Annotated in this window: 15 protein-coding genes and 1 tRNA gene; 15 read left to right on the top strand and 1 reads right to left on the bottom strand. The window is 58.7% G+C overall.

Annotated elements, in window-relative coordinates; all coding sequences use genetic code 11:
• Positions 1–83 precede the first annotated feature (83 nt).
• Positions 84–692: a 4Fe-4S dicluster domain-containing protein gene (locus BSP75_RS21180; RefSeq protein ID WP_075114568.1), complete on the bottom strand. Its 609-nt coding sequence runs from the start codon at positions 690–692 to the stop codon at positions 84–86.
• A gap of 685 nt (positions 693–1,377) precedes the next feature.
• On the opposite strand from BSP75_RS21180, the gene BSP75_RS21750 reads away from it, so the two are divergent.
• From BSP75_RS21750 to hypF, 15 genes are all read left to right on the top strand, one after another.
• On the top strand, positions 1,378–2,139 hold the full coding sequence (locus tag BSP75_RS21750) for a hypothetical protein (RefSeq protein WP_148140792.1): 762 nt from the start codon (positions 1,378–1,380) through the stop codon (positions 2,137–2,139).
• Positions 2,140–2,223: 84 nt separating this feature from the next.
• Positions 2,224–3,492, top strand: coding sequence for an IS4-like element ISAeme3 family transposase (locus BSP75_RS21175; protein WP_075114567.1), 1,269 nt, complete (start codon positions 2,224–2,226; stop codon positions 3,490–3,492).
• Between the two features lie 1,042 nt (positions 3,493–4,534).
• Positions 4,535–6,403, top strand: a complete 1,869-nt coding sequence (gene kup, locus BSP75_RS21170; RefSeq protein WP_075114566.1) for a low affinity potassium transporter Kup — start codon at positions 4,535–4,537, stop codon at positions 6,401–6,403.
• A 490-nt stretch (positions 6,404–6,893) separates the two neighbouring features.
• Positions 6,894–7,559, top strand: a complete 666-nt coding sequence (locus tag BSP75_RS21165; RefSeq protein ID WP_075114565.1) for a 4Fe-4S dicluster domain-containing protein — start codon at positions 6,894–6,896, stop codon at positions 7,557–7,559.
• Entirely contained in the window at positions 7,559–9,430 is a 1,872-nt protein-coding gene (gene hyfB / locus BSP75_RS21160; protein WP_075114564.1) for a hydrogenase 4 subunit B, read from the top strand. Before BSP75_RS21165 ends, hyfB begins: the two co-directional genes overlap by 1 nt.
• A gap of 1 nt (position 9,431) precedes the next feature.
• Entirely contained in the window at positions 9,432–10,385 is a 954-nt protein-coding gene (locus BSP75_RS21155; protein ID WP_075114563.1) for an NADH-quinone oxidoreductase subunit H, read from the top strand.
• A gap of 80 nt (positions 10,386–10,465) precedes the next feature.
• Positions 10,466–12,184 (top strand): hydrogenase large subunit, encoded by a 1,719-nt coding sequence (locus tag BSP75_RS21150; RefSeq protein WP_075114562.1) that lies wholly within the window; start codon positions 10,466–10,468, stop codon positions 12,182–12,184.
• 9 nt (positions 12,185–12,193) lie between these two features.
• Positions 12,194–12,751, top strand: coding sequence for a formate hydrogenlyase complex iron-sulfur subunit (locus tag BSP75_RS21145; protein WP_075114561.1), 558 nt, complete (start codon positions 12,194–12,196; stop codon positions 12,749–12,751).
• Entirely contained in the window at positions 12,751–13,566 is an 816-nt protein-coding gene (locus BSP75_RS21140; protein WP_005301886.1) for an NADH-quinone oxidoreductase subunit B family protein, read from the top strand. The genes BSP75_RS21145 and BSP75_RS21140 overlap by 1 nt, the downstream gene beginning before the upstream one ends.
• Positions 13,559–13,972, top strand: coding sequence for a formate hydrogenlyase maturation HycH family protein (locus BSP75_RS21135; RefSeq protein ID WP_075114560.1), 414 nt, complete (start codon positions 13,559–13,561; stop codon positions 13,970–13,972). The genes BSP75_RS21140 and BSP75_RS21135 overlap by 8 nt, the downstream gene beginning before the upstream one ends.
• The gene (hycI, locus tag BSP75_RS21130; RefSeq protein WP_075114559.1) at positions 13,972–14,463 is read left to right on the top strand and encodes a hydrogenase maturation peptidase HycI; all 492 of its coding nucleotides are present in this window, start codon (positions 13,972–13,974) and stop codon (positions 14,461–14,463) included. The genes BSP75_RS21135 and hycI overlap by 1 nt, the downstream gene beginning before the upstream one ends.
• A 213-nt stretch (positions 14,464–14,676) precedes the next feature.
• Positions 14,677–14,768: transfer RNA gene (locus BSP75_RS21865), tRNA-Sec, on the top strand.
• A 318-nt stretch (positions 14,769–15,086) separates the two neighbouring features.
• The gene (gene selA, locus BSP75_RS21125) at positions 15,087–16,577 is read left to right on the top strand and encodes an L-seryl-tRNA(Sec) selenium transferase (RefSeq protein WP_075114558.1); all 1,491 of its coding nucleotides are present in this window, start codon (positions 15,087–15,089) and stop codon (positions 16,575–16,577) included.
• 4 nt (positions 16,578–16,581) lie between these two features.
• Positions 16,582–18,465 carry a selenocysteine-specific translation elongation factor gene (selB, locus tag BSP75_RS21120; RefSeq protein WP_075114557.1) on the top strand — a complete coding sequence of 628 codons (1,884 nt, stop codon included), beginning with the start codon at positions 16,582–16,584 and terminating at the stop codon, positions 18,463–18,465.
• A complete protein-coding gene (gene hypF / locus BSP75_RS21115) occupies positions 18,462–20,900 on the top strand; it encodes a carbamoyltransferase HypF (RefSeq protein WP_075114556.1) in 2,439 nt (812 codons plus the stop codon). Before selB ends, hypF begins: the two co-directional genes overlap by 4 nt.
• Positions 20,901–20,903 lie beyond the last annotated feature (3 nt).

Below are 20,903 nucleotides of genomic sequence, written 5' to 3'. Positions count from 1 at the left end.
TAAAAAAATCTTGCACAAGACACCGCAGAGAGACGGCGCCCCGGGCCAGCAAGGGCCGTCCGGCGCACGCCATCCCCATGGCCTTATGCAGAGACCGGCTGGCGCTGACAGACCGCCATCGCCTCGGCACTGGCCAGCTGCTTCTGGCGATTCAGATCGCCGAGCGACTCAGGAGTCACCAAGCGCAGCGCCTGGGTCGGGCAGACCTCGACACAGGCCGGGCCCGACTCACGGTGACGGCAGAGATCGCACTTCAAGGCTTGTGCCTTGGTCTGCGGCCGCTTGAACAGCGAATCAGCCGCAGGGGCCGCCTCTTTCACCACCACCGCCATGGCGCCGTAAGGACAGGCCACCACACAGGATTTGCAGCCAATGCAGCGCTCCTGATGCACCTTGACGCAGCCATCCTCGCTGACGATGGCATTGTTGGGGCAGGCCATGGCGCACGGCTTGTCTTCACACTGGCGGCAGAGCACCGGCGTGGTCACCTTGCTGCCCACGATCACCTTCAGACGCGGCTGAAAGTAGCTGTCCTTGGAGACCAGATGTCCATCCTCGATGGCAAGATGCAGGCCGCCCTCCCGCTCAAGGGTCCCGCTGCAAGACCCTGACTGGTGTGAAACGGCGCAGGCCACCTCACAGGTACGACACCCAATACAGAGACTGGGATCTGCAATCACGAAGCTGTTCATAGAGAGGGATCCTAAATGGTTCGTTACTGCCGCACTGGCATCGCCCGACGTGCCCGAGTGCCATCACCCCGAGGGGCCTACACTCGCACAGCGACGACGCAGCCGGCTCACCCACAAAGCATTTATCAGACCAAAAACGGAAGTGAGCGAAATAAAATTCGCAAGCAACTGAAAATAAAGGGGTAAACAGAATTAGGAAGTGAAATTTTTGGACTGGTGACGATGACGACCAACCCGCAGAACTGTGATCGACACGACAAAAGTGACGAGCTCGACACCGGCTGACCAACCCCTGCCCCAACGGAGTATAGGGAGATAAATGGCGCCATCAGAGAGGATGGCGGGGCGGCTGATTGTTGGGTTTTACTATCTCGCCAGCCCATCAGCATCAAGTCAAACCGAGCAATAAATCTCCTTACCTTGATGAATTTGTTGAGCCGGAGCCGGTTTTAGGCCCCTGCCCCTTCAGTTTTTCACATGTCCGGTTACTATGTGCCACTTGGCAACCAGCTCCGTTGAGGGAGCGTTTCCATGCAGATAAGTGATAAAACAGAACATATTAAAAGTAGCAAACCGGAGGCTGGTATCTAGCGGAAATATTAATAAATAACACTAGAGATAAAACCTAGCATTGAATTATAAATAGAGACTGTTTTTTATAAAATTACGTTTTGGAATTTAATTTATGATTAATAGATGCTTAGTTCAGTGCAGCTCATGTTCGTATATTGTATGGCTTAGAATCGACCAACCAGAAACAGGAAATGATGAGTATCTTTATTCTTGCCCAAATTGTCAACTTGATACAACATTAGTGGTAAAAAATAAAAAACATTATGTATTAATACAATCTGACGAGTGTAAAGAAATTGAACCGAAAGAGGTTCACCTGAAAGATATGGACTCTAATGTTATCACCTTATCATCATACTACCCAGTTTTCCTTGATGTTCACAACAAACCGCTGACGGAAGGTGGTTCACCAAGACTATATTTTTTCAAAAAAGATTTTGATTGTGCTCAACTCTATATAAGAGTCATAATGTTTTTCTCATGGATTAAAAAGCATATTCTACATGAGCACTTAAGCATTTTATCTGCAATAGAGGATTTTAACTGGGAAAAAGTCCGCAAACTATTATACAAATCAAAAATAAAAATCACAGATGATATCCCATCAATTAGCGAACAATTGTTGATAAATGAAGCCTATTCACATGTATCCATATTGTTTTTTAATCTCTTAGGAATAGAAAAGAGAGCCAATTTATATGATGAATACTACCAAGCATTGAATGAATGTATTGCAACTCATGCGAACAGCTATTACTCACTACTCTGTGACTTTCATCAAGAACATCAATATTTGATAAATCGAAGAAAACTCTTTAACATTCACAGGCGCATTTTTAAAAACATAGAGTCTTATCATGTACAGGATCTTTAGCGGCAACCAATTGAAATAGATATAAAAAAGGCTTCGTTTGTGATCTGATTTTATCGCCAAACAAAATCAACACGCGCGAAGCCTATGACCATTATTAATGCTAATCACTATCTGGAGCAACTCCTGGCTCCCGCTGCACTCGAGCGCATTGCTCGGCTCTGCAAGTTTTGTCTGCGTCAGCGCGCCATTACCCCTGCCATGCTCGTCCCTGCACTGCTGCGGGCCATGGGGGGAGACCAGGTCAATGACATTGCCGGTTTACACCGTCATTTCAATGCGTTGCAACTGGTGAACGCGCATCAGGTTTCCTACAAACCGTTTCACAATCAGCTGCGCAAAGAGAGCTTTGCCCTGTTTATGAAAGCCTTGGTCGAACGGGCCATCGCCTTGCGTATCGACCATCAACTCAAAGCGGCCTCCCTCGGCGCGTTCAAGCAGGTGTTATTGCACGATGGCACCTCCTTCGCGGTGCACCGGCGTCTGGCGGCTGACTTTCCCGGCCGGTTCAAGACCATCAGTCCGGCGGCTATCGAGTGCCATATGACCATGTCTCTGTCGGAGCAGAGCCCACTGTGCATGAGTGTGTCTGCCGATACCGCAGGGGAGCGGCAATTTCTCCCTGAGGCCCACAAGCTGGCCAACTGCCTGCTGCTGGCTGACGCGGGTTACATTGACAGGGCCTGGTTTGAGCAGGTGAACGACGCTGGCGGATTTTATCTGGTGCGAGGAACGCAAAGCCTGAACCCCAAGATAATCCAGGCCTGGCGCGGTGATGGACGGGAAGTGCCAAAACTGGCGGGACTGTCACTGAAAGAGGCAGGACGGCGGCGCTGTCGGGCCGAGGTGCTGGATATGGTGGTGAAGTCCGGCAAGGTCGAGTACCGCTTGATCCGACGCTGGTTTGCCGAGGAAAAGCGGTTCTGCTTGTGGATGACCAACCTGCCGCGAGCGGCATGGTCAGCAGAGCAGGTGATGAGCCTGTATCGCTGCCGTTGGCAGGTGGAGTTGTTATTTAAAGAGTGGAAATCGCACAACCGGCTCAAGGGGTTTGTGACGGGGGAGAAAGCCATCGCCGAGGGATTGGTGTGGACGAGTTTGCTGTCGCTGGTGATGAAAAGACGGGTCGCGCAGAGTGTGATGACAGGGAAGCTATCGATGTTGAAAGCGTCAAAGAACAGTACGACATGGTGGTTGCCGCTATTGGAAGCAGTGGCCCATAGAGCGCTGACAGAAATAAGGGAACGATTGGAATGGGCAGCTGATTATTTGGCCAAGAACGCTTGCCGAACCAAGCAGAGAAAATCGATACAGAACAGGACCTTGGAGGGCGTTTTAAAGGGGCTCAATGCTTAAGGTCCTGTACATGAGAGTCTTATATAGCTGGATTTATTTATGAGTTTGCTTCTGATGATTTTAAACAAGATATGTATAGATGTAGACTCTATCGTTCCGATTTTGATACTGTTAAAAGCTTATATGTGGATATATTCGAACTTATATCAAAAACTTCAATCTATATGATATTAATACTGAACTTAGCCAACAGAGGTTCAATCCATAATTTTTCCACTCCGGGCATAAGTATAATAAAATTAAAATCAATGACTTCATATAAGCGATTAAACTTACTAGAAGAGTGCCCTGAGATACATTCTCTATTTCAATCTGTCAGCCGACAAATGCGAAATGACATAGGTCACTTTAGTGCCCAATATGATGTAAAGACAGGGGTTATAAACTATGACTCAGGACAATCAGAACACTATTTGATCTTTCTAAACAATCTACTACAAGCTATAAAAGCATTTAAAATAGTTTATACTGTTTATTCAAAAGTAGACTTGGATTTTGTACAATTAAGACCCAATAAAAATAAGTAATTTCCGTAGGGTGCAATAAGTGCAACGCATTGCACCTCTTCTCTTACGCTTTTAATGAGTGGTGCAATTCTACGTTTATGTCCTCTCTCGTTTTACTTGATCGTGGCTAACGTTATGGCAGCCACTTTACGTTCCCGTTATCCAGACCCTCTCACATATCAAATAAAGACTCTATCATCGCCCCAGTAGAAAATAACGACCAAAAAGATCCACAGATAAAACAATCGGTTACTCACTTTACCACATATATTTCAATCGCCGGATAATTAATTCCCTTACTCAAATTGAACTTTTGATTATTTATAACTGAGCATAGTCCCGCAGAGTGTGTGTCATTATAAGCTTAATGACAGATGAACAGACTGTGTTCCATGGCAAGCAGATCACTATTCGGTTAGCGCCCTTTCCCATCGCAATCCATTAATTCCCTCCCGATTAAATATCACGATTTTCCTGGTAGGTCGGGCAACTGTGCGTTGGCAAACGTGTAAACATCAAACTGACAAGATGAACTCATGAACTGTGATAAACAACAAGCCATGTCCGGCGTTATGCTGGCGGCGATTGGCGTGGTCTATGGCGATATCGGCACCAGCCCGCTCTATACCTTGCGCGAGTGCCTGTCAGGTCAATTCGGGTTCGGCGTCGAGCCGGCCTCCATTCTCGGTTTTCTCTCGCTGATCTTCTGGCTGCTGACCCTGGTGGTGTCGGTCAAGTACCTCTCCTTTGTGATGCGGGCAGATAACGCCGGTGAAGGGGGCATTCTCACCCTGATGTCGCTGGCGACCCGCAACGCCTCCCCCCGCTGGACGCCGCTGCTGATCATCCTCGGCCTGATTGGCGGCAGCTTCTTCTATGGCGAGGTGGTGATCACCCCGGCGATGTCGGTGATGTCGGCCATCGAGGGCCTGAGCATTCTCACCCCCGCCCTCGCCCCCTATATCGTCACCCTTTCGGTGCTGGTGCTGACCCTGCTGTTTGCCATCCAGAAACATGGCACCGCCATGGTGGGCAAGCTGTTTGCCCCCATCATGCTGATCTGGTTTATGACGCTGGCGGTGCTGGGGCTGCGCGGCATCCTCCACAACCCCGAGGTGCTGGGTGCGCTCAACCCCATCTGGGCGGTGCGCTTCTTTATCCAGTACCAGACCACCTCCTTCTTTGCCCTCGGTGCCGTGGTGCTGGCCATCACAGGGGTGGAGGCGCTCTACGCGGATATGGGCCACTTTGGCAAAAATCCAATTCGCCTCGCCTGGTTTATCGTGGTGCTGCCCTCCCTGGTACTCAACTACTTCGGTCAGGGTGCGCTGCTGCTGAGTAACCCCGCCGCCATTGCCAACCCCTTCTTCCTGCTCGCGCCGAAATGGGCGCTGCTGCCGCTGCTGCTCTTGGCAACCATGGCGACGGTGATCGCCTCACAGGCCGTCATCTCCGGGGTCTTTTCGCTGACCCGTCAGGCGGTGCGCCTCGGTTATCTCTCACCCATTCGCATCGTTCACACCTCCGAGCAGGAGTCCGGCCAGATCTATATTCCGGTCATCAACTGGATGCTCTATATCTCGGTGGTGATCGTCATCATGAGCTTCGAGCACTCCAGCAATCTGGCGGCGGCCTACGGCATCGCGGTGACCGGCACCATGGTGCTTACCTCCATCCTCTCCTGCTCGGTGGCCAAGAACAGCTGGCACTGGAACAAGTATCTGGTGGCCATCCTGTTTGCCGCGCTGCTCTGTATCGACGTGCCGCTGTTTGCCGCCAACCTCGCCAAGATCTTCTCCGGTGGTTGGCTGCCGCTCACCCTGGGCGCGGTGATGTTCACCGTGATGACCAGCTGGAAGAGCGAGCGTTTCCAGCTTATTCGCCGCCTGAACGAGCACGGCAACTCCCTTGAGCCGATGATCGCCTCGCTGGAAAAATCTCCGCCGACCCGGGTGGCCGGTACTGCTGTCTATATGTCGCGGGTGGTCAATGTGATCCCCCATGCGCTGCTCCATAACCTCAAGCACAATAAGGTGCTGCACGAGCGGATCATCCTGCTCACCCTGCGGGTGGAGGATGTGCCTTACGTCCACAATGTGCGCCGGGTCTGCATCGAGCAGCTCTCCCCCACCTTCTGGCGGGTGGTGGCGAGCTACGGCTGGCGCGAGACCCCGAACGTGGAGGAGATCTTCCACCGCTGCAACGCCGAGGGGCTGAGCTGCCGGATGATGGAGACCTCGTTCTTTATGGCCCACGAGTCGCTCATCATGAAAGACCGCCCCTGGTATCTCTATCTGCGCGGCAAGCTCTTTATGCTGCTGCAGCGCAACGCCCTGCGCGCCCCGGATCAGTTCGAGATCCCGCCCAACCGGGTTATCGAGCTGGGTTCGCAGGTGGATATCTGATATCGGCTTGATGGCCTCTTAAAGGCATAGAAAACCTCAGCAAATAGAGAGGGAGGCATTGGCCTCCCTCTCTTGTTTCCGTTAACTCCAATGACTGGTCCCCTCATCCCCAACCCTTCTCCCGCAAGGGGAGAAGGGGGCAAACCACGGAAAATCGAACCAGCTCATTTCCCCTCTCACAACAACCGTAGGGTGCAACAAGCGCAGCGCCGTGCACCGCGAACATATTTTGATAGCGGTGCAATTCACTGCGTTCTTTGCATCCTACTCATGCTGCGTTTTCCAAGGTGACGAACCCTCCCGATGGCTTCGTCACAAGTGACGAACGTCACAGTTCGACAGCCACATTAGCGCGTTTACTCAACTACATGAATATTTTTATTCATTTAAAAACAGCCACTTAAAACCAATTTATCTGTAAGAACCATTCTGGCCCGTATCTTGCCAACCTGCCCCTACTTTCTCCGTTCGCGACACGACAAGGTAGGCTATGAACCGCTTCGTTATCGCTGACCCCAAGCTTTGTATCGGCTGTGGCACCTGTATGGCGGCCTGCAGCGAGGTACACAAGGCGCAAGGTTTGCAGCAAGCCCCCCGTTTAACCGTTATGCGACACGAGCAGGCGACCATGCCGGTTCAGTGCCGTCACTGTGACGATGCCCCCTGCAGCAAGGTGTGCCCGGTCGAGGCAATTCGCCAGACCGGCGATTGCGTGCAACTCAATGAGTCGCTCTGCATCGGCTGCAATCTCTGCGCCGTGGCCTGCCCCTTTGGCGCTATCCAGAGCGGCGGCAGCCGTCCGGTGGCCGTGGCCACCAGTTACGACACCTATATCCCCTGCTCCATCCGCTCCAGCAACCCCTCAACCTCTGCCGGCCTGCGCTGCTTTGGCGAGGATCTGCTGAGCTGGGAGCCGGGGGTGCGCAGCATCGCGGTCAAGTGCGACCTGTGCGAGTTTCGCGCCGATGGCCCGGCCTGTGTCGGAGCCTGCCCCTCCCAGGCACTGAAGCTGGTCAATGACAGCGACACCGAACGCGCCGCCCGTATCCGTCGCCAGCAAGCGGCCGACACCAACCCGCAAGGGGCCTCAGCCTTCTCGGCGCCTGCCACGGCGATCCCTGCGTCCGATTTATCCACCACAGAGGGAGCGTGCTGATGTTGTCCCCCCTTGTTATGGCCACGCTCCTGCTCTTTTTGCTGGGCGCTGCCGCCGGTCTGCTGCTGCAAAAGCTGCCCGCACTGGCCAACCGTCTCAACAGCGGCTTTGCCCTGCTGGGCTCGCTCGCGGGTCTGGTCGCCGCCATCCAGATCTTTGCTCAAGGCACCCCCGTCGACGGCCAGCTCTGGCTGCTGGGCTCGGTGCATCTGGATATGCTCTCCGCGCTGATGCTGCTGGTGATCACCCTGGTGGGCGTTGCCGTCTCCCTCTACTCCTTTGCCTATATTCGCGAGTATCAGGGCAAGGGCGATGTCACCATCGGCGCCTTGATGAACCTCTTCCTGTTCGCCATGGTGGGCATGGTGCTGGCCGACAATGCACTGGGCTTTCTGCTCTGCTACGAGCTGGTGACCCTCACTACCTACTGGCTGGTCAAAACCAACCCGGAAGCAGCCAAACAGAGCCGTCTCTACTTGGTGATGAACCATATCGGCATGGCGCTGGTACTGGTCGCCTTCTGGCTGCTCTGCCGTGAAAGCGGCTCGCTGGAGTTCGCCGCACTGCGCGAGCACCATCTGGCGGGCGCCCTGGCCTCTCTGGTGTTCCTGCTCAGCTTCTGCGGCTTTGGCCTGCGCGCCGGTTTCGTGCCGCTGCACGGCTGGCTGCCGGTGGCCGAGCCCGTCGCGCCGTCCCATATCTCGGCGCTGATGTCCGGCGTGATGGTCAAGCTGGGGCTGTTTGGCATCTTGCGGGTCAGCATCGATTTTCTCGGCGCCAGCCAGCTCTGGTGGGGCTACATGGTGCTGATCTTCGGTGCCTGCTCGGCGGTGCTCGGGGTGCTGTTTGCGCTGGCCGAGCACGATCTCAAGCGGCTGCTCGCCTACCACACGGTGGAGAACATCGGCATCATCCTGATGGGGATGGGCATCGGCATGATCGGCATCGCCAATCAGCAACCGGCACTGGTGGTGCTGGGGCTGCTCGGCGCCCTCTATCACCTGCTCAACCACGCCATCTTCAAGAGCCTGCTCTTTATGGGCACCGGCTCTGTGATGTTCCGCCTGCACACCCGCGACATGGACAAGATGGGTGGCCTCGCCAAACTGATGCCCTGGACCGCGCTGGCGTTCCTCATCGGTGCCATGGCCATCTCGGCGCTGCCGCCGCTGAACGGCTTTGTCAGCGAGTGGTTTATCTATCAGGCGCTGCTGTCCATGACCAAGCTCGGCACCTCCGTCGTTGCGCCGCTCGCGGTAGTGATGCTGGCGGTAACCGGCGCCATGGCGGTGATGTGCTTCGTCAAGGTGTATGGCATCTGCTTCTGCGGCGCACCGCGCAGCGAAAAAGCGAGCCACGCCCGCGAAGTACCGGGCGCCATGGTGGCAGGCACCCTGCTGCTGGCCGCCGTCTGTCTGGTGCTGGGTCTGGGCGCCCCCTGGATTGCCCCCCATATCGCCAGCTATGGCCAAGCCTTGGTCAACAGCCAGATGAGTGTCGCCACCGGCGCGACCCTGCTGCCGCTCGATAGCAGCCAGGCGATCCTCTCCCCGCCCGTTATTGCCATCACCCTGCTGGGGCTGTTCCTCATACCACTGCTGGTATTGGCCATCTTCAAGGGGCCCAAGCTGGGTCGTCGTCACGCTGGCACCCCGTGGGCCTGTGGTTACGCCTATGAGGAGCGCATGAGCCTCACCTCAGGCGGTGTCACCCACACCTTGCGCCAGCTCTGCGCGCCGCTCTATCGCAAGCAACCGCAGCTCGATCTGGCCAGCGCCCTGCACGGGGTGAGCGATGCCCCCGGCAACACTGGCTGGATCCTCCATGGCGTGGTGCTGGCGCTCTTTATCCTGATGGCTGTAGGAGTCTGATATGCCTGTTCTTGAAATGCCGAGCTGGGGCATGGTTGCCCTCGCCCTGACCCAGGCCATCGCCATGCTGGCGCTGGCCCCGCTCGCCACCGGTTTCAACCGGGTGCTACGAGCCAAGATGCACTCCCGTCAGGGGCCGGGCCTGCTGCAGGATTACCGTGATATCGCCAAGCTCCTGCGCCGTCAGGAGGTAACCCCGGAGCCTGCCGGCATCATCTTCAACCTGATGCCTGCACTGCTGATCGCAGCTCTCTTGCTGGTAGGGATGGCGCTGCCGACCCTGACTCACGAGTCCCCCTTCCCCATCGCCGGGGATCTCATCACCGACATCTATCTGTTCGCCATCTTCCGCTTCTTCTTTTCGCTGGCGGGGCTCGACAGCGGCAGCATGTTTGCAGGGATTGGTGCCCGCCGCGAACTGACCCTCGGCATTCTGGTAGAGCCCATTCTGGTGCTCGCCTGCTTCATCATGGCGATGATGGTGGGCAGCTCGGATCTCGGCAACATCAGCCGCTATGTGGCGACCCAGCCGCTGGCTGCACCTATCGCGACCCTGCTGGCGGGCGCCGCCTGCGCCTTCGCGGTGTTTGTCGAGATGGGCAAGCTGCCCTTTGACTGCGCCGAGGCCGAGCAGGAGTTGCAGGAGGGGCCGCTCACCGAGTATTCCGGTGCGGGGCTGGCCCTGCTCAAGCTCTCCATCGGCCTCAAGCAACTGGTGGTGGTGCAGCTCTTTCTGGTGATTTTCCTGCCCTTCGGCAAAGCAGCCAACTGGAGTCTGCCTGCACTCATCGGTGCGGCGCTGATCCTCGCCTGCAAGCTGCTGGTGGCCTTTTTATTGGCTGGCATCATCGAAAACGCCATGGCCCGTACCCAATTCGTGCGCACCCACAAGCTCACCCGCTACGGGTTGGGGCTGGCCCTGCTGGCGCTGCTCGCCTATCTGGTCGGGGTCTGAGCCATGCCCGCCAACACAGCAACTTTTTCCGATTTCATCATTTGTGAATGCTCATTCCCGAACATTAAAGTGAGAACTGCATGACCATCGCCATTTCGGATCGCATCGGCTGCGACTACATCCAGCAGGTGCGAACCCAACTGCCCCACGCCATCGTCGACGAGGAGTGGCAAACCGCCGATCAGGCCACCATTACCGTCAAACCCACCAGTCTGGTCGAGACCGCCAGCCTGATCTTCCATCAGCTGGGGGGCTGGCTTCCGCTCTCCTTTGCCAATGACGAGCGCAGCCTCAACGGCCACTTCGCCGTCTACCACGTCTTCTCCATGGAGGGCGACACCAAGTGCTGGATCACCGTCAAGGTGCTGGTGGATGCCGATACCCAGGAGTACCCCTCCATCACCCCGACCATTCCGGCGGCGGTGTGGGGCGAGCGGGAGATCCGCGACATGTATGGCCTGCGCGCCATCGGTCTGCCGGATGAGCGCCGTCTGGTGCTGCCGGACGACTGGCCGGAGGATATCCACCCGCTGCGCAAGGACGCCATGGATTATCGCCAGCGCCCGATGCCCACCACCGACACCGAGACCTACCCCTTCGTCAATGAGCTCGGCAGTGATGCCAACCGCATCGTGCCGGTCGGCCCGCTGCACATCACCTCGGATGAACCGGGACATTTTCGTCTGTTCGTCGATGGCGAAGATATCATCGATGCCGACTACCGCCTCTTCTATGTCCATCGCGGCATGGAAAAACTGGCGGAAACCCGCATGGGCTACAACGAAGTGGCGTTTCTGACCGACCGGGTCTGCGGCATCTGCGGCTTTACCCACAGCGTCGCCTACACCACCTCGGTGGAGAACGCCATGGGCATTCCGGTGCCCGAGCGGGCCAAGATGATCCGCGCCGTGCTGCTGGAGGTGGAGCGCCTGCACAGCCATATCCTCAACATCGGCCTGTCGAGCCACTTCACCGGTTTCGACACCGGCTTTATGCAGTTCTTCCGGGTGCGGGAGAAATCCATGACCCTGGCCGAGCTGCTGACCGGTGCCCGCAAGACCTACGGCCTCAACCTGATTGGCGGGGTGCGCCGCGACATCTTCAAGGAAGATCGCATCAAGGGTGCCCAGCTGGTGCGCGAACTGCGTGATGAGTTGAAACCCCTGGTGGCTATGCTGCTGGATACCGCCAACATCTCCTCCCGCCTGATCGGCATCGGCAAGCTCGACCCGCAGATTGCCCGCGATTTCAGCTGCGTCGGCCCCATGGTGCGGGCGAGCGGCTTCAAGCGCGATGTGCGCCGGGTCCACGACTTTGCCGGCTACCGCGAGCTGCCGATGGAGATCCAGACCAAGGCGGGTTGCGATGTGCAATCCCGGGTGCTGGTGCGCATCCACGAGCTCTACGACTCCCTCGACATGATTGAGTTCGGCCTGGAGCACCTGCCTGAAGGGCCGCTGTTGACCGAAGGGTTCACCTACCAGCCGGGCAAGTTTGCGCTGGGCTTTACCGAAGCGCCCCGCGGCGAGAACGTCCACTGGAGCATGACGGGAGATAACCAGAAGCTGTTCCGCTGGCGCTGCCGCGCCGCCACCTACGCCAACTGGCCTGCTCTGCGCTACATGCTGCGCGGCAATACCGTGGCGGATGCACCGCTGATTATCGGCAGTCTGGATCCCTGCTACTCCTGTACCGATCGGGTCACCCTGGTCGACCCCAAGAAGGGCAAGTCCACCGTGGTCTCCTACAAGGAGATCGAGCGCTACGGCATCGACCGCAAAAACTCTCCGCTGAAATAAGGGGTCATCATGATCAAGCTGTTCAAGACCATCCTCAAGGCTGGCACCCCGACCGCCAAATACCCCTTCGCCCCTTACGAGGTGAACCGGGATTTTCGCGGCAAACCGAAATATCAGGCGGATCAGTGCATCGCCTGCGCGGCCTGTACCAAGGCCTGCCCGGCCAACGCGCTGGTGATGGAAGTGGACATGGAGACCGGCGAACGACGCTGGGAGATCTCCATGGCACGCTGCATCTTCTGCGGCCGCTGCGAGGAGGTCTGCCCGACCCATGCCATCGCCCTCTCCCCCGAGTTCGAACTGGCGGTAACCAACAAGGCGGATCTCTATGAGGAGGCCCGCTTCGCGCTGGCCCCCTGCACCCTGTGCGGCACCTACTTTGCCCCGAGCAAGCTGGTGGCGCTGGTGGAGGATACCCTCAAGCAGGCAGGCACACCGCTGGCGACCCCGGAGCGACTGCACCACTGCCCCGACTGTAAACGAAAACAGAGCATGCTGAGCCAGCCTGACTCGGCCCTGATCACACCGGTAGCCACACCGATGGCCGCACAACAGGAGTGGATGTGATGAGCAAGATCAAAGGCATAGAACCGGTTGTCGGCCATGCCCATACCCGCGCCGTGCCACTGGCACAGGATCCCGAGATCACCAAACTCAAGAAGACCCTGCTCAAGGACATTCGCCGCTCGGCCTATGTCTACCGGGTCGATTGCGGCGGCTGCAACGCCTGCGAAATCGAGATCTTCGCCACCATCACCCCGCTGTTCGATGCCGAGCGCTTCGGCATCAAGGTAGTCGCCTCCCCCCGTCACGCCGACATCCTGCTCTTTACCGGCGCGGTGACCCGGGCGATGCGGGTACCGGCCCTGCGCGCCTACGAGGCGGCCCCCGATCCCAAGATCTGCATCGCCTACGGCGCCTGCGGCTGTGACGGCGGCATCTTCCACGACCTCTACTGCGTCTGGGGCGGCACCGACAAGATCGTGCCGGTGGATGTCTATATCCCGGGCTGCCCCCCCACTCCCGCCGCCACCATCTACGGCTTTGCCGTGGCGCTCGGTCTGCTTGAGCAAAAACTCAAAGCCACCAGCCACGAGGTGCAACCGGGTGAGCGGGTCGAACTGCGCCACACCGGCATCCCCAACGAAATCCGGGTGATGATCGAACGCGAAGCGCGCCGCATGGCCGGTTACCGGCAGGGGCGGATCATCGCCGACGAGTTTATGGCCCTGCTCGAAGGGGCGACCCAGCAGGATGTGGATCTGCGCATCCAGAGCTACCTCGATCAGCACGACGATCCGCGCCTGGCGGAGATCGTCAACAACCTGGCCAACGCCTGCCTCAACCGGGCGGCCGGCAAGGGAGAGGCGGTGCATGGCTGACGAGGTTTTCTTCTATCGCCTGTCGCGCAAGTTCGTCGACGAGCAGTTCGACGTGCCGGAAGAGGCCAAAGAGGTGATGTACTACAGCCTCGCCATTGGCCACCACCTCGGCATCGTCGATTGCCTGCGGGCAGATCTGGTCTGCTCGCAGGATGGCTATCGCAACTGGGTGGCCAAGCTGCCCGAAGGGAGCGAGGCGCGCCGCAAGATGGAGGGGTTTCTCACCTTTGGCGAGATCACCATCTATCGCGAGCACTGCCATATGCTGGCCTGTGCCTTCGACCGGCTGCGCAAAGCCGACAACGTGCTCGATGAGCAGGAGCTGGGCTGGACCAACATTTTTATGGACCAGCTCACCGCCCTCTATAACGACCCCCATATGTACCTGATGGTAAGGAGCCGCTGATGGGCTGTAATCTCGTGTTGACCGTGGGCAATGCCATGATGGGGGACGACGGTGCCGGCCCCTATCTGGCGGACAAGCTGCAAGCCGCCCCCCTGCCCGGCTGGATCCATATCGATGGCGGCATCGCACCGGAAAATGTGGTCTACAAGGTGCGGGAGCTGCAACCGGAGCGGGTAGTGCTGGTGGATGCCGCCGAGATCGGCGAAAAGGCGGGTACCCTGCAGGTGATCCCCCCCGAAACCATCGCCGAGATGTTTATCTTCTCGACCCACAATATGCCGCTCAATTTCCTGATCGACGAGCTCAAGACCTTTGTTCCCGAGGTGATCTTTGTCGGGGTGCAACCGGCCATCGTGGCGTTCTCCTTCCCGATGACCGAGATGGTGAGCGGGGCCATGGATTATCTCTATGGCCATCTGGAGGATGCCAAAGATAGCAGTTTGTTAATAAAACATCTGGCGCAGTGGAATATTGCCAATGCCGAGCGATAACTATTTATCGAGTTGTTAACGACCGTTATTGACTGACGCTTTTGGCAATGTGATCGAGGCCCGATGTTAAATTAAAAACATCGGGCTAATTGTGCTGAACTTGATATAAAACAAGGTTCTTTGAATTTTTCAAAAAATCGCCAACCCTCGCTTTTTTATGACAAAAAAAGCGTTGCCAGTCACAGAAATTTGCCACAAAATGGCGGCCGTTACGGAAGTTGATGGGGTCTGGTGGCCTCCTCGGTCTTCAAAACCGATGTGAGCCGAGAAGGCTTTGGCAGGTTCGATTCCTGCCTCTTCCGCCAAATTTATCTATTGAGCAAATACCATCTCGCCGATCTTTATCGGTCTGGCATTTATGTTTTATCGCTTGTTCAATATATTTGAAAGAATACCTTAGTAAAAGGTGCTTACCGCTTGCCAATATAATCCGAACTCAGGTTAACTCGCTGGCCAAAAATTAATTTATCAGCATCGATGAAGCATTAATTTTATACGCGCTCATTTATGCACTCTGTTTGCAGACATCCGCAAACTGCCAGCAGTGCCATAACCCGTCAGCTCGGCCTCTCTATCGGCAAACCGGTGTGCATATCAAACCCACGCACTGCACTGGTAATCCCATGCCGAACCCGTCTCACGCGCCAGCCATCTCCCACCGCCAGCCCGCATCCGGTCCGGCTGCCGACGATTCACTGCCAGATTCACGGCCAGATTCAGAGCAACAGCCCAGCCAGCAACACACGCGCCGTTTGCCGCAAGTGGAACAGCTGCTGCAGCAACCTTTTCTCGCCGGTTTTATCGAGGCGCTGAGCCGCCCGCTGGTGACCCAGGCGGTGCGCGACACCCTGAGTGAACTGCGCCAGAGTGAGGCGTTTCGCCAGCATGGGGTTGCCTCCGAGCAGATCGAAGCGCTGATTGCCAAACGCTGCCGGCAGCAGTTGCGGCAGCGTCAGACCCGGGTGATCAACGCCACTGGCACCCTGGTGCACACCAATCTGGGGCGCTCGCCGCTCAGCAGTGAGCTGTGGGATGAGGTGCGTGACCTCAACACCGGCTACAACAATCTGGAGCTGGATCTCGCCACCGGCAAGCGCGGCGGGCGCAAGGGGCTGATCGCTCCCCTGCTTGGCTGCCTCACCCAGGCCGAGGATTCGCTGGTGGTCAACAACAACGCCGCCTCGCTCTTTTTGCTGCTGCAGGAGGTAGCCAAGGGGCGCGAGGTGATCGTCTCGCGCGGCGAGCAGATCCAGATTGGCGGCGGCTTTCGCATTCCCGATATTCTGGCCCTCTCCGGCGCCAAACTGGTGGAGGTGGGCACCACCAATATCACTACCGCCAAAGATTACCTCGATGCCATCACCGATCAGACCGCACTGGTGCTGATGGTGCACAGATCCAATTTCGCCATTCGCGGCTTTACCGAATCCCCCGATATCGGCGAGGTGGCCCGCGCCCTGCCCGAGCAGGTGGTGCTGGCGGTGGATCAGGGCTCTGGCTTGACCACCGAAGAGTTTGCACCGGACGAAACCTCGGTGCGCCAGTACATCAAGGCGGGGGCGGATCTGGTCTGCTACTCCGGCGACAAGCTCTTGGGGGGCCCGCAATCGGGCATCATCAGCGGCCGCAGCGATCTCATCAAGCGGCTGGAAAAACACCCCATGATGCGCACCTTCCGGCCGAGCCGCATCGTCTACTCACTGCTGGAACGCCTGCTCATTCACAAGCTCAACAAATCCCCCATCGGCGAAGGGATTGCCCAGCGCACCCTGAGCAATCCGGCCGCCATGCAGGCGAGAGCCGATATGCTGATGGCCGCCCTGCCCGGCTGCTTTGTGCCGGTCCCCGCCCAGCTGGTGGTCGGCGGTGGCACCCTGCCGGACGAGTTCTACCCGGCCCCTGCGCTGGAGTGCACCGACCCGCGTCCGGCCCAGCAGCTGCTCGATGATTTGCGCGAACTGCCGGTGCCGGTGATTGCCACCGTGCGCCAGCAGAAGGTGCTGCTCAATATGGCAACCCTGCTGTCGGCGGAGATGGCGCTGCTGATAGCCCAACTCAGGGAATTGCTGCTGCCCACCCCGTTCAATGCAACAAATGTGACCGAGGAGCCCTGATCCCATGACCCCCTATCGCGCCGTTATCGGTCTTGCTGGCCACGTGGATCACGGCAAAACCCTGCTGATCAAGGCCCTCACCGGCATCACCACCGCCCGCGCCCACGAGCAGGCGATCGGCATGACCCAGGATCTCGGCTTTGCCCACTTCGACGACGGTCAGGGCAACACCATAGGCGTCATCGACGTGCCCGGCCACGAGCGCTATATCCGCAACATGGTAGCGGGGCTCTGGAGTCTGGATCTGGTGCTGCTGGTGATTGCCGCCGACGAGGGGTGGATGCCGATGACCGGCGATCACCTGCGCCTGCTCAAGGCGATGGGGGTGCCGCGTCTCTTGGTCTGCATCAACAAGAGCGATCTGGTCTCTCCCGACGAGCTTTTACTGCTTGAAGAGAGCCTGCTGGAGCGGGTGATGGATGAGAGCGGCATGGTGCCCGACATCGTCAGCGTCAGCGCCAAAACCGGCGAGAATATGGCCGCCCTGCACGCCGCCATCGTGCGCCAGCTGGGGGATATGGCCGAGCATCATGTTCTTCTCGAACAGGCCGCCCCGCGACTGTATGTAGACAGGGTCTTTACCGCCAACGGTACCGGCACCGTGCTCACCGGCACCCTGCAGCAAGGCAGCCTCAAGGTGGGGGACAAGCTGCGCCTCTACCCCGCCGATCGGGAAGTACAGGTGCGCTCCCTGCAGGCCTATCACCAGAGCGTCGAGGAGATTGGCGCCGTCTGCCGGGTGGCGGTGGGCCTTAAAAAAGTGCCCCACAAGGAGGTGGCCCGCGGCCACTGCCTCACCAGCGCCGCCAGCCGGTGCGAGGCGGCAACCCACCTTATCGTGCGGCTCTGCGAGGTCGGCGGCAGCATCCGGGAGCAGCGCAACCGCGAGGTGGAAGTGGCCCTCGGCAGTTGGCATGGTCGAGCCCGTTTCGTGCCCATCAAGGACACCCGGCTGGCACGGCTGATCTTTACCAGCCCCATCCCCTGCTTCTTCGGCCAGCCGCTTGCCATCATTCGCCACGGCAGCAGCGAACTGCTGCACGGCGCCCGCATCGTCTGGTGCGGCGATATCCACCCCGCCAGACGCAAGGCGCTGCACGCCCTGCTGGGTGAGCTGCCAGATGAGCTGGAGCGCTACAACCCCGCAGCCTTGCAACTGGGCCTCAACGGCTATGTGCTGGCCAACCGCTTTGACCAGCGGCCAGAGCAGGTCACCCCTCTCGGTGACTGGCTGCTGGATAACTGCTGGCTGGCTCAAAGCCGCGATCAACTGGTTGCCACGCTGGCCAGCGAACCGCTGAGTGCCGCCGAGCTGGCAACCCGCTTTGGCATCGCCCTGCCGGTCACTCAGGCCTTGCTCCAGCAGCTCAAGAGCGAGCAGCTTATTCGTCTGCACCATGACAAGTGGCAGCAGGGCAGCGGCGAGTCGGAAGATGATCTGGGGGAAGAGGCGCAGCTGGTGCTCAAGGTGGTGCGAGATCAAGGCAAGGAGGGGTACGAGCCCGGTAAACTGGGCCCCGGCGGCGTGGAGCTGGACCCCTTTATCACCCGCCAGCTGCCCGCCGCCCTGCAGCAGGGCCTGCTACAAAAAGGCGCGTTGCAAAAGCAGCTGCGCAATCTGGCGCGACTCAAGTATCTGGTGCAGCTCGATGGCCCCATCTACTACGACGCCGAGCTTTACAACCAGATGGTCGCCGACGTGCTGGCGGGCCAGCAGGTGGGAGATCTGATCGACATGGCATCCCTCAAGGAGATCACCGGCTTGTCGCGTAAATACGCCATTCCGTTCTGCCTGCGCATGGAGATGGATGGCTGGGTGCGGCGCGAGGAGAACGAGCGCCGGGTGCTGCGTTTGCCGCAGACTCAAGATGAGATGGAGCCGGCATGAGCGCCACCATCGCCTCCTCTGGCTCTTCCAATCCGGTGGCCAACCGGCTGCGCCGCGAATTTCATATCGACGGCATAGTTCAGGGGGTCGGCTTTCGCCCCTTCGTCTATGGGCTGGCGTTGCGCCACAGCCTTGCCGGCTATGTGTTGAACGATGCCAACGGCGTCACCATTGGCGCCGAAGGATCGCCCGAGCAGCTCGCCAGCTTTGCCCGCGAACTGCGGAAACTGGCGCCGCCACTTAGCCGCATCGATCATTTCAGCGAGCGGGAACTGCCCCTTGCTCATGATCCCGACTTCGATGGCCCATTTCATGGCCAGTTTCGAATTAAAGCGAGCCAGCAGCAGAGTGCGGCCACGGTCGCCATCTCGCCGGATCAGGGGATGTGCGAGGCGTGCGCCACGGACGTGGCCAATCCAAACGATCGCCACCACCACTACCCCTTTACCAACTGCACCCACTGCGGCCCGCGCTACACCATCATCCGCCGCCTCCCCTACGACAGACCCCATACCGCCATGGCAGGCTTTGCCATGTGCCGGCGCTGTGCGGCGGCCTATGAAAACCCGCTGGACAGACGCTACCACGCCCAGCCGGTGAGCTGCCCCGAGTGCGGGCCCCATCTCAGCTGGCTCAGCGGCAATGGAAATGCGCTGGCCGAACGCGAAGAGGCCCTGCACGCCGCCGCCCGCGCCCTGCAAGCGGGCGCGCTGATTGCGGTCAAGGGGATGGGCGGGTATCACCTGATATGTGATGCCCGCAATGAACAGAGTGTGGCCAGATTACGAACACTCAAGCGGCGCGCGCGCAAACCGCTGGCGGTGATGATGGGCTCCCTTGCTGAGGCCAAATTGCATGTCACCGGCAGCGAAGACGAGTGGAAGCTGCTCACCTCTCAGGCCAGACCCATCACCTTGCTGCGCAAGCGCAAAAACGATGATCGGCCGTCAGAATCCCAACTGACAACTGCGCCGCTGGCCGAGGGGATCGCCCCCGGCATCCCCTACCTTGGGGTCATGCTCCCCTATACCCCGCTCCATCAGCTGCTGCTAGACGCCTGCGCCATGCCGCTGGTGGCCACCAGCGCCAATGGTCGCGGCAGCCCAATCCTTATCGAGTGCGAGGCGGTGGTCAGGGAACTCGGCCGCGAGATTGACGGCATCCTGGATCACAACCGCCCCATCCTGCACCCGTGCGACGACAGTCTGGTGCAGTGGGCAGGCGGGCGGCGCCAGACGTTGCGGCTTGCCCGGGGCTATGCCCCCTGTACTCCCAGCTTGCAAGAGGCTGTCAAGGCGCCGCTCTTGGCTGTCGGGGCGCAACAGAAGAACCAGCTGGCGCTCGCCTTCGGCCGCCAGCGCATCTACAGCCCCTATATCGGCGATCTGCACAGCCTGCCGATGCAGGAGCACTTCGAGCAGACCCTGGCGACCTTTCGCGAACTCTACGACCTCAAGCCAGAACTGCTGGTCTCAGATCGCCACCCCGGCTACCTCAGCCATCAGTGGGCCAAGGGCTATTGCCAGGATCAGGGTGCCACCCACCTCGAGGTGCAGCACCATCACGCCCACCTGCTGGGGGTGATGGCCGAGCACGACATCACGGGCCCGGTGCTGGGTGTTGCCTTCGATGGCACCGGCCTTGGCGATGACGGCACCCTCTGGGGCGGCGAGCTGCTGATCGCAGACGTTCAGAGCTTTACGCGGGTTGCCCACCTTACGCCCTTCAAGCTCATCGGCGGCGAGGCGGCCATCCGCGAGCCGGTGCGCCAGTTGCTGGGGCTGCTGTTTGAATCGCACTGTCCTGAGGAGATCAGTGCCCTCGATATTCCGCTGATCAACAAACTACCCCTTGAGCGGATCAGCAACCTGCATCAGCTCTGGCGCCTCGGTCGCAACGCCCCCTACACCAGCTCCATCGGGCGGCTGTTCGATGCCGTCGCGGCGCTGCTGGGGGTGATCGATACCCCCGATTACGAAGGAGAAGCCGGGCTCTTGCTTGAGGCGGCTGCCTTACAGCTGGCCCCCGATGAATTGCCCTTCCCCCTCGACTTTGGCCTGCACCAGAGCGCAGAGGGACCGCTGCAGATCGAGTGGGCCAAATTGCTCAACATCCTTATCAACGAACAGCGCAAAGGCACCTCCACCGCCCGCCTAGCCGCCGGTTTTATCCGCGCTGTCAGCGCCCTGGTCATCGCCTTGGCCGAACGCTTCCCCGGCTATCCGGTGGCGCTGGGGGGCGGCGTATTTCAAAACCGTGTGCTGATGGACGAGCTTGTTCCCAGCCTCGAAGCAGCCGGACGGCAGGTATTGACCAGCGAAACCCTGCCCCTCAATGACGGTGGCATCGCCGCCGGTCAGCTCTGGTTTGCCATCCACCATCTTGCCACGCATCAGCCTGTCACAACCGGTTGTGCCACCTTGTCGGAGTCCTGAAAT

This window comes from Aeromonas sp. YN13HZO-058, from assembly GCF_001921245.1.
In the GTDB taxonomy this organism is placed as follows: domain Bacteria; phylum Pseudomonadota; class Gammaproteobacteria; order Enterobacterales; family Aeromonadaceae; genus Aeromonas; species Aeromonas allosaccharophila.
Note: the sequence above shows the minus strand (reverse complement) of the source record. Positions and strands in the feature narration are given on the sequence as shown.

Excerpts from the sequence above, each read along its gene's own strand:
- BSP75_RS21165 (WP_075114565.1), top strand. The coding sequence starts at position 6,894 with ATGAACCGCTTCGTTATCGCTGACCCCAAGCTTTGTATCGGCTGTGGC.
- BSP75_RS21155 (WP_075114563.1), top strand. The coding sequence starts at position 9,432 with ATGCCTGTTCTTGAAATGCCGAGCTGGGGCATGGTTGCCCTCGCCCTG.
- hypF (WP_075114556.1), top strand. The coding sequence starts at position 18,462 with ATGAGCGCCACCATCGCCTCCTCTGGCTCTTCCAATCCGGTGGCCAAC.
- BSP75_RS21140 (WP_005301886.1), top strand. The coding sequence starts at position 12,751 with ATGAGCAAGATCAAAGGCATAGAACCGGTTGTCGGCCATGCCCATACC.
- selA (WP_075114558.1), top strand. The coding sequence starts at position 15,087 with ATGCCGAACCCGTCTCACGCGCCAGCCATCTCCCACCGCCAGCCCGCA.
- BSP75_RS21180 (WP_075114568.1), bottom strand. The coding sequence starts at position 692 with ATGAACAGCTTCGTGATTGCAGATCCCAGTCTCTGTATTGGGTGTCGT.
- BSP75_RS21150 (WP_075114562.1), top strand. The coding sequence starts at position 10,466 with ATGACCATCGCCATTTCGGATCGCATCGGCTGCGACTACATCCAGCAG.
- BSP75_RS21135 (WP_075114560.1), top strand. The coding sequence starts at position 13,559 with ATGGCTGACGAGGTTTTCTTCTATCGCCTGTCGCGCAAGTTCGTCGAC.
- kup (WP_075114566.1), top strand. The coding sequence starts at position 4,535 with ATGAACTGTGATAAACAACAAGCCATGTCCGGCGTTATGCTGGCGGCG.
- selB (WP_075114557.1), top strand. The coding sequence starts at position 16,582 with ATGACCCCCTATCGCGCCGTTATCGGTCTTGCTGGCCACGTGGATCAC.
- hyfB (WP_075114564.1), top strand. The coding sequence starts at position 7,559 with ATGTTGTCCCCCCTTGTTATGGCCACGCTCCTGCTCTTTTTGCTGGGC.
- BSP75_RS21750 (WP_148140792.1), top strand. The coding sequence starts at position 1,378 with ATGATTAATAGATGCTTAGTTCAGTGCAGCTCATGTTCGTATATTGTA.
- BSP75_RS21145 (WP_075114561.1), top strand. The coding sequence starts at position 12,194 with ATGATCAAGCTGTTCAAGACCATCCTCAAGGCTGGCACCCCGACCGCC.
- hycI (WP_075114559.1), top strand. The coding sequence starts at position 13,972 with ATGGGCTGTAATCTCGTGTTGACCGTGGGCAATGCCATGATGGGGGAC.
- BSP75_RS21175 (WP_075114567.1), top strand. The coding sequence starts at position 2,224 with ATGACCATTATTAATGCTAATCACTATCTGGAGCAACTCCTGGCTCCC.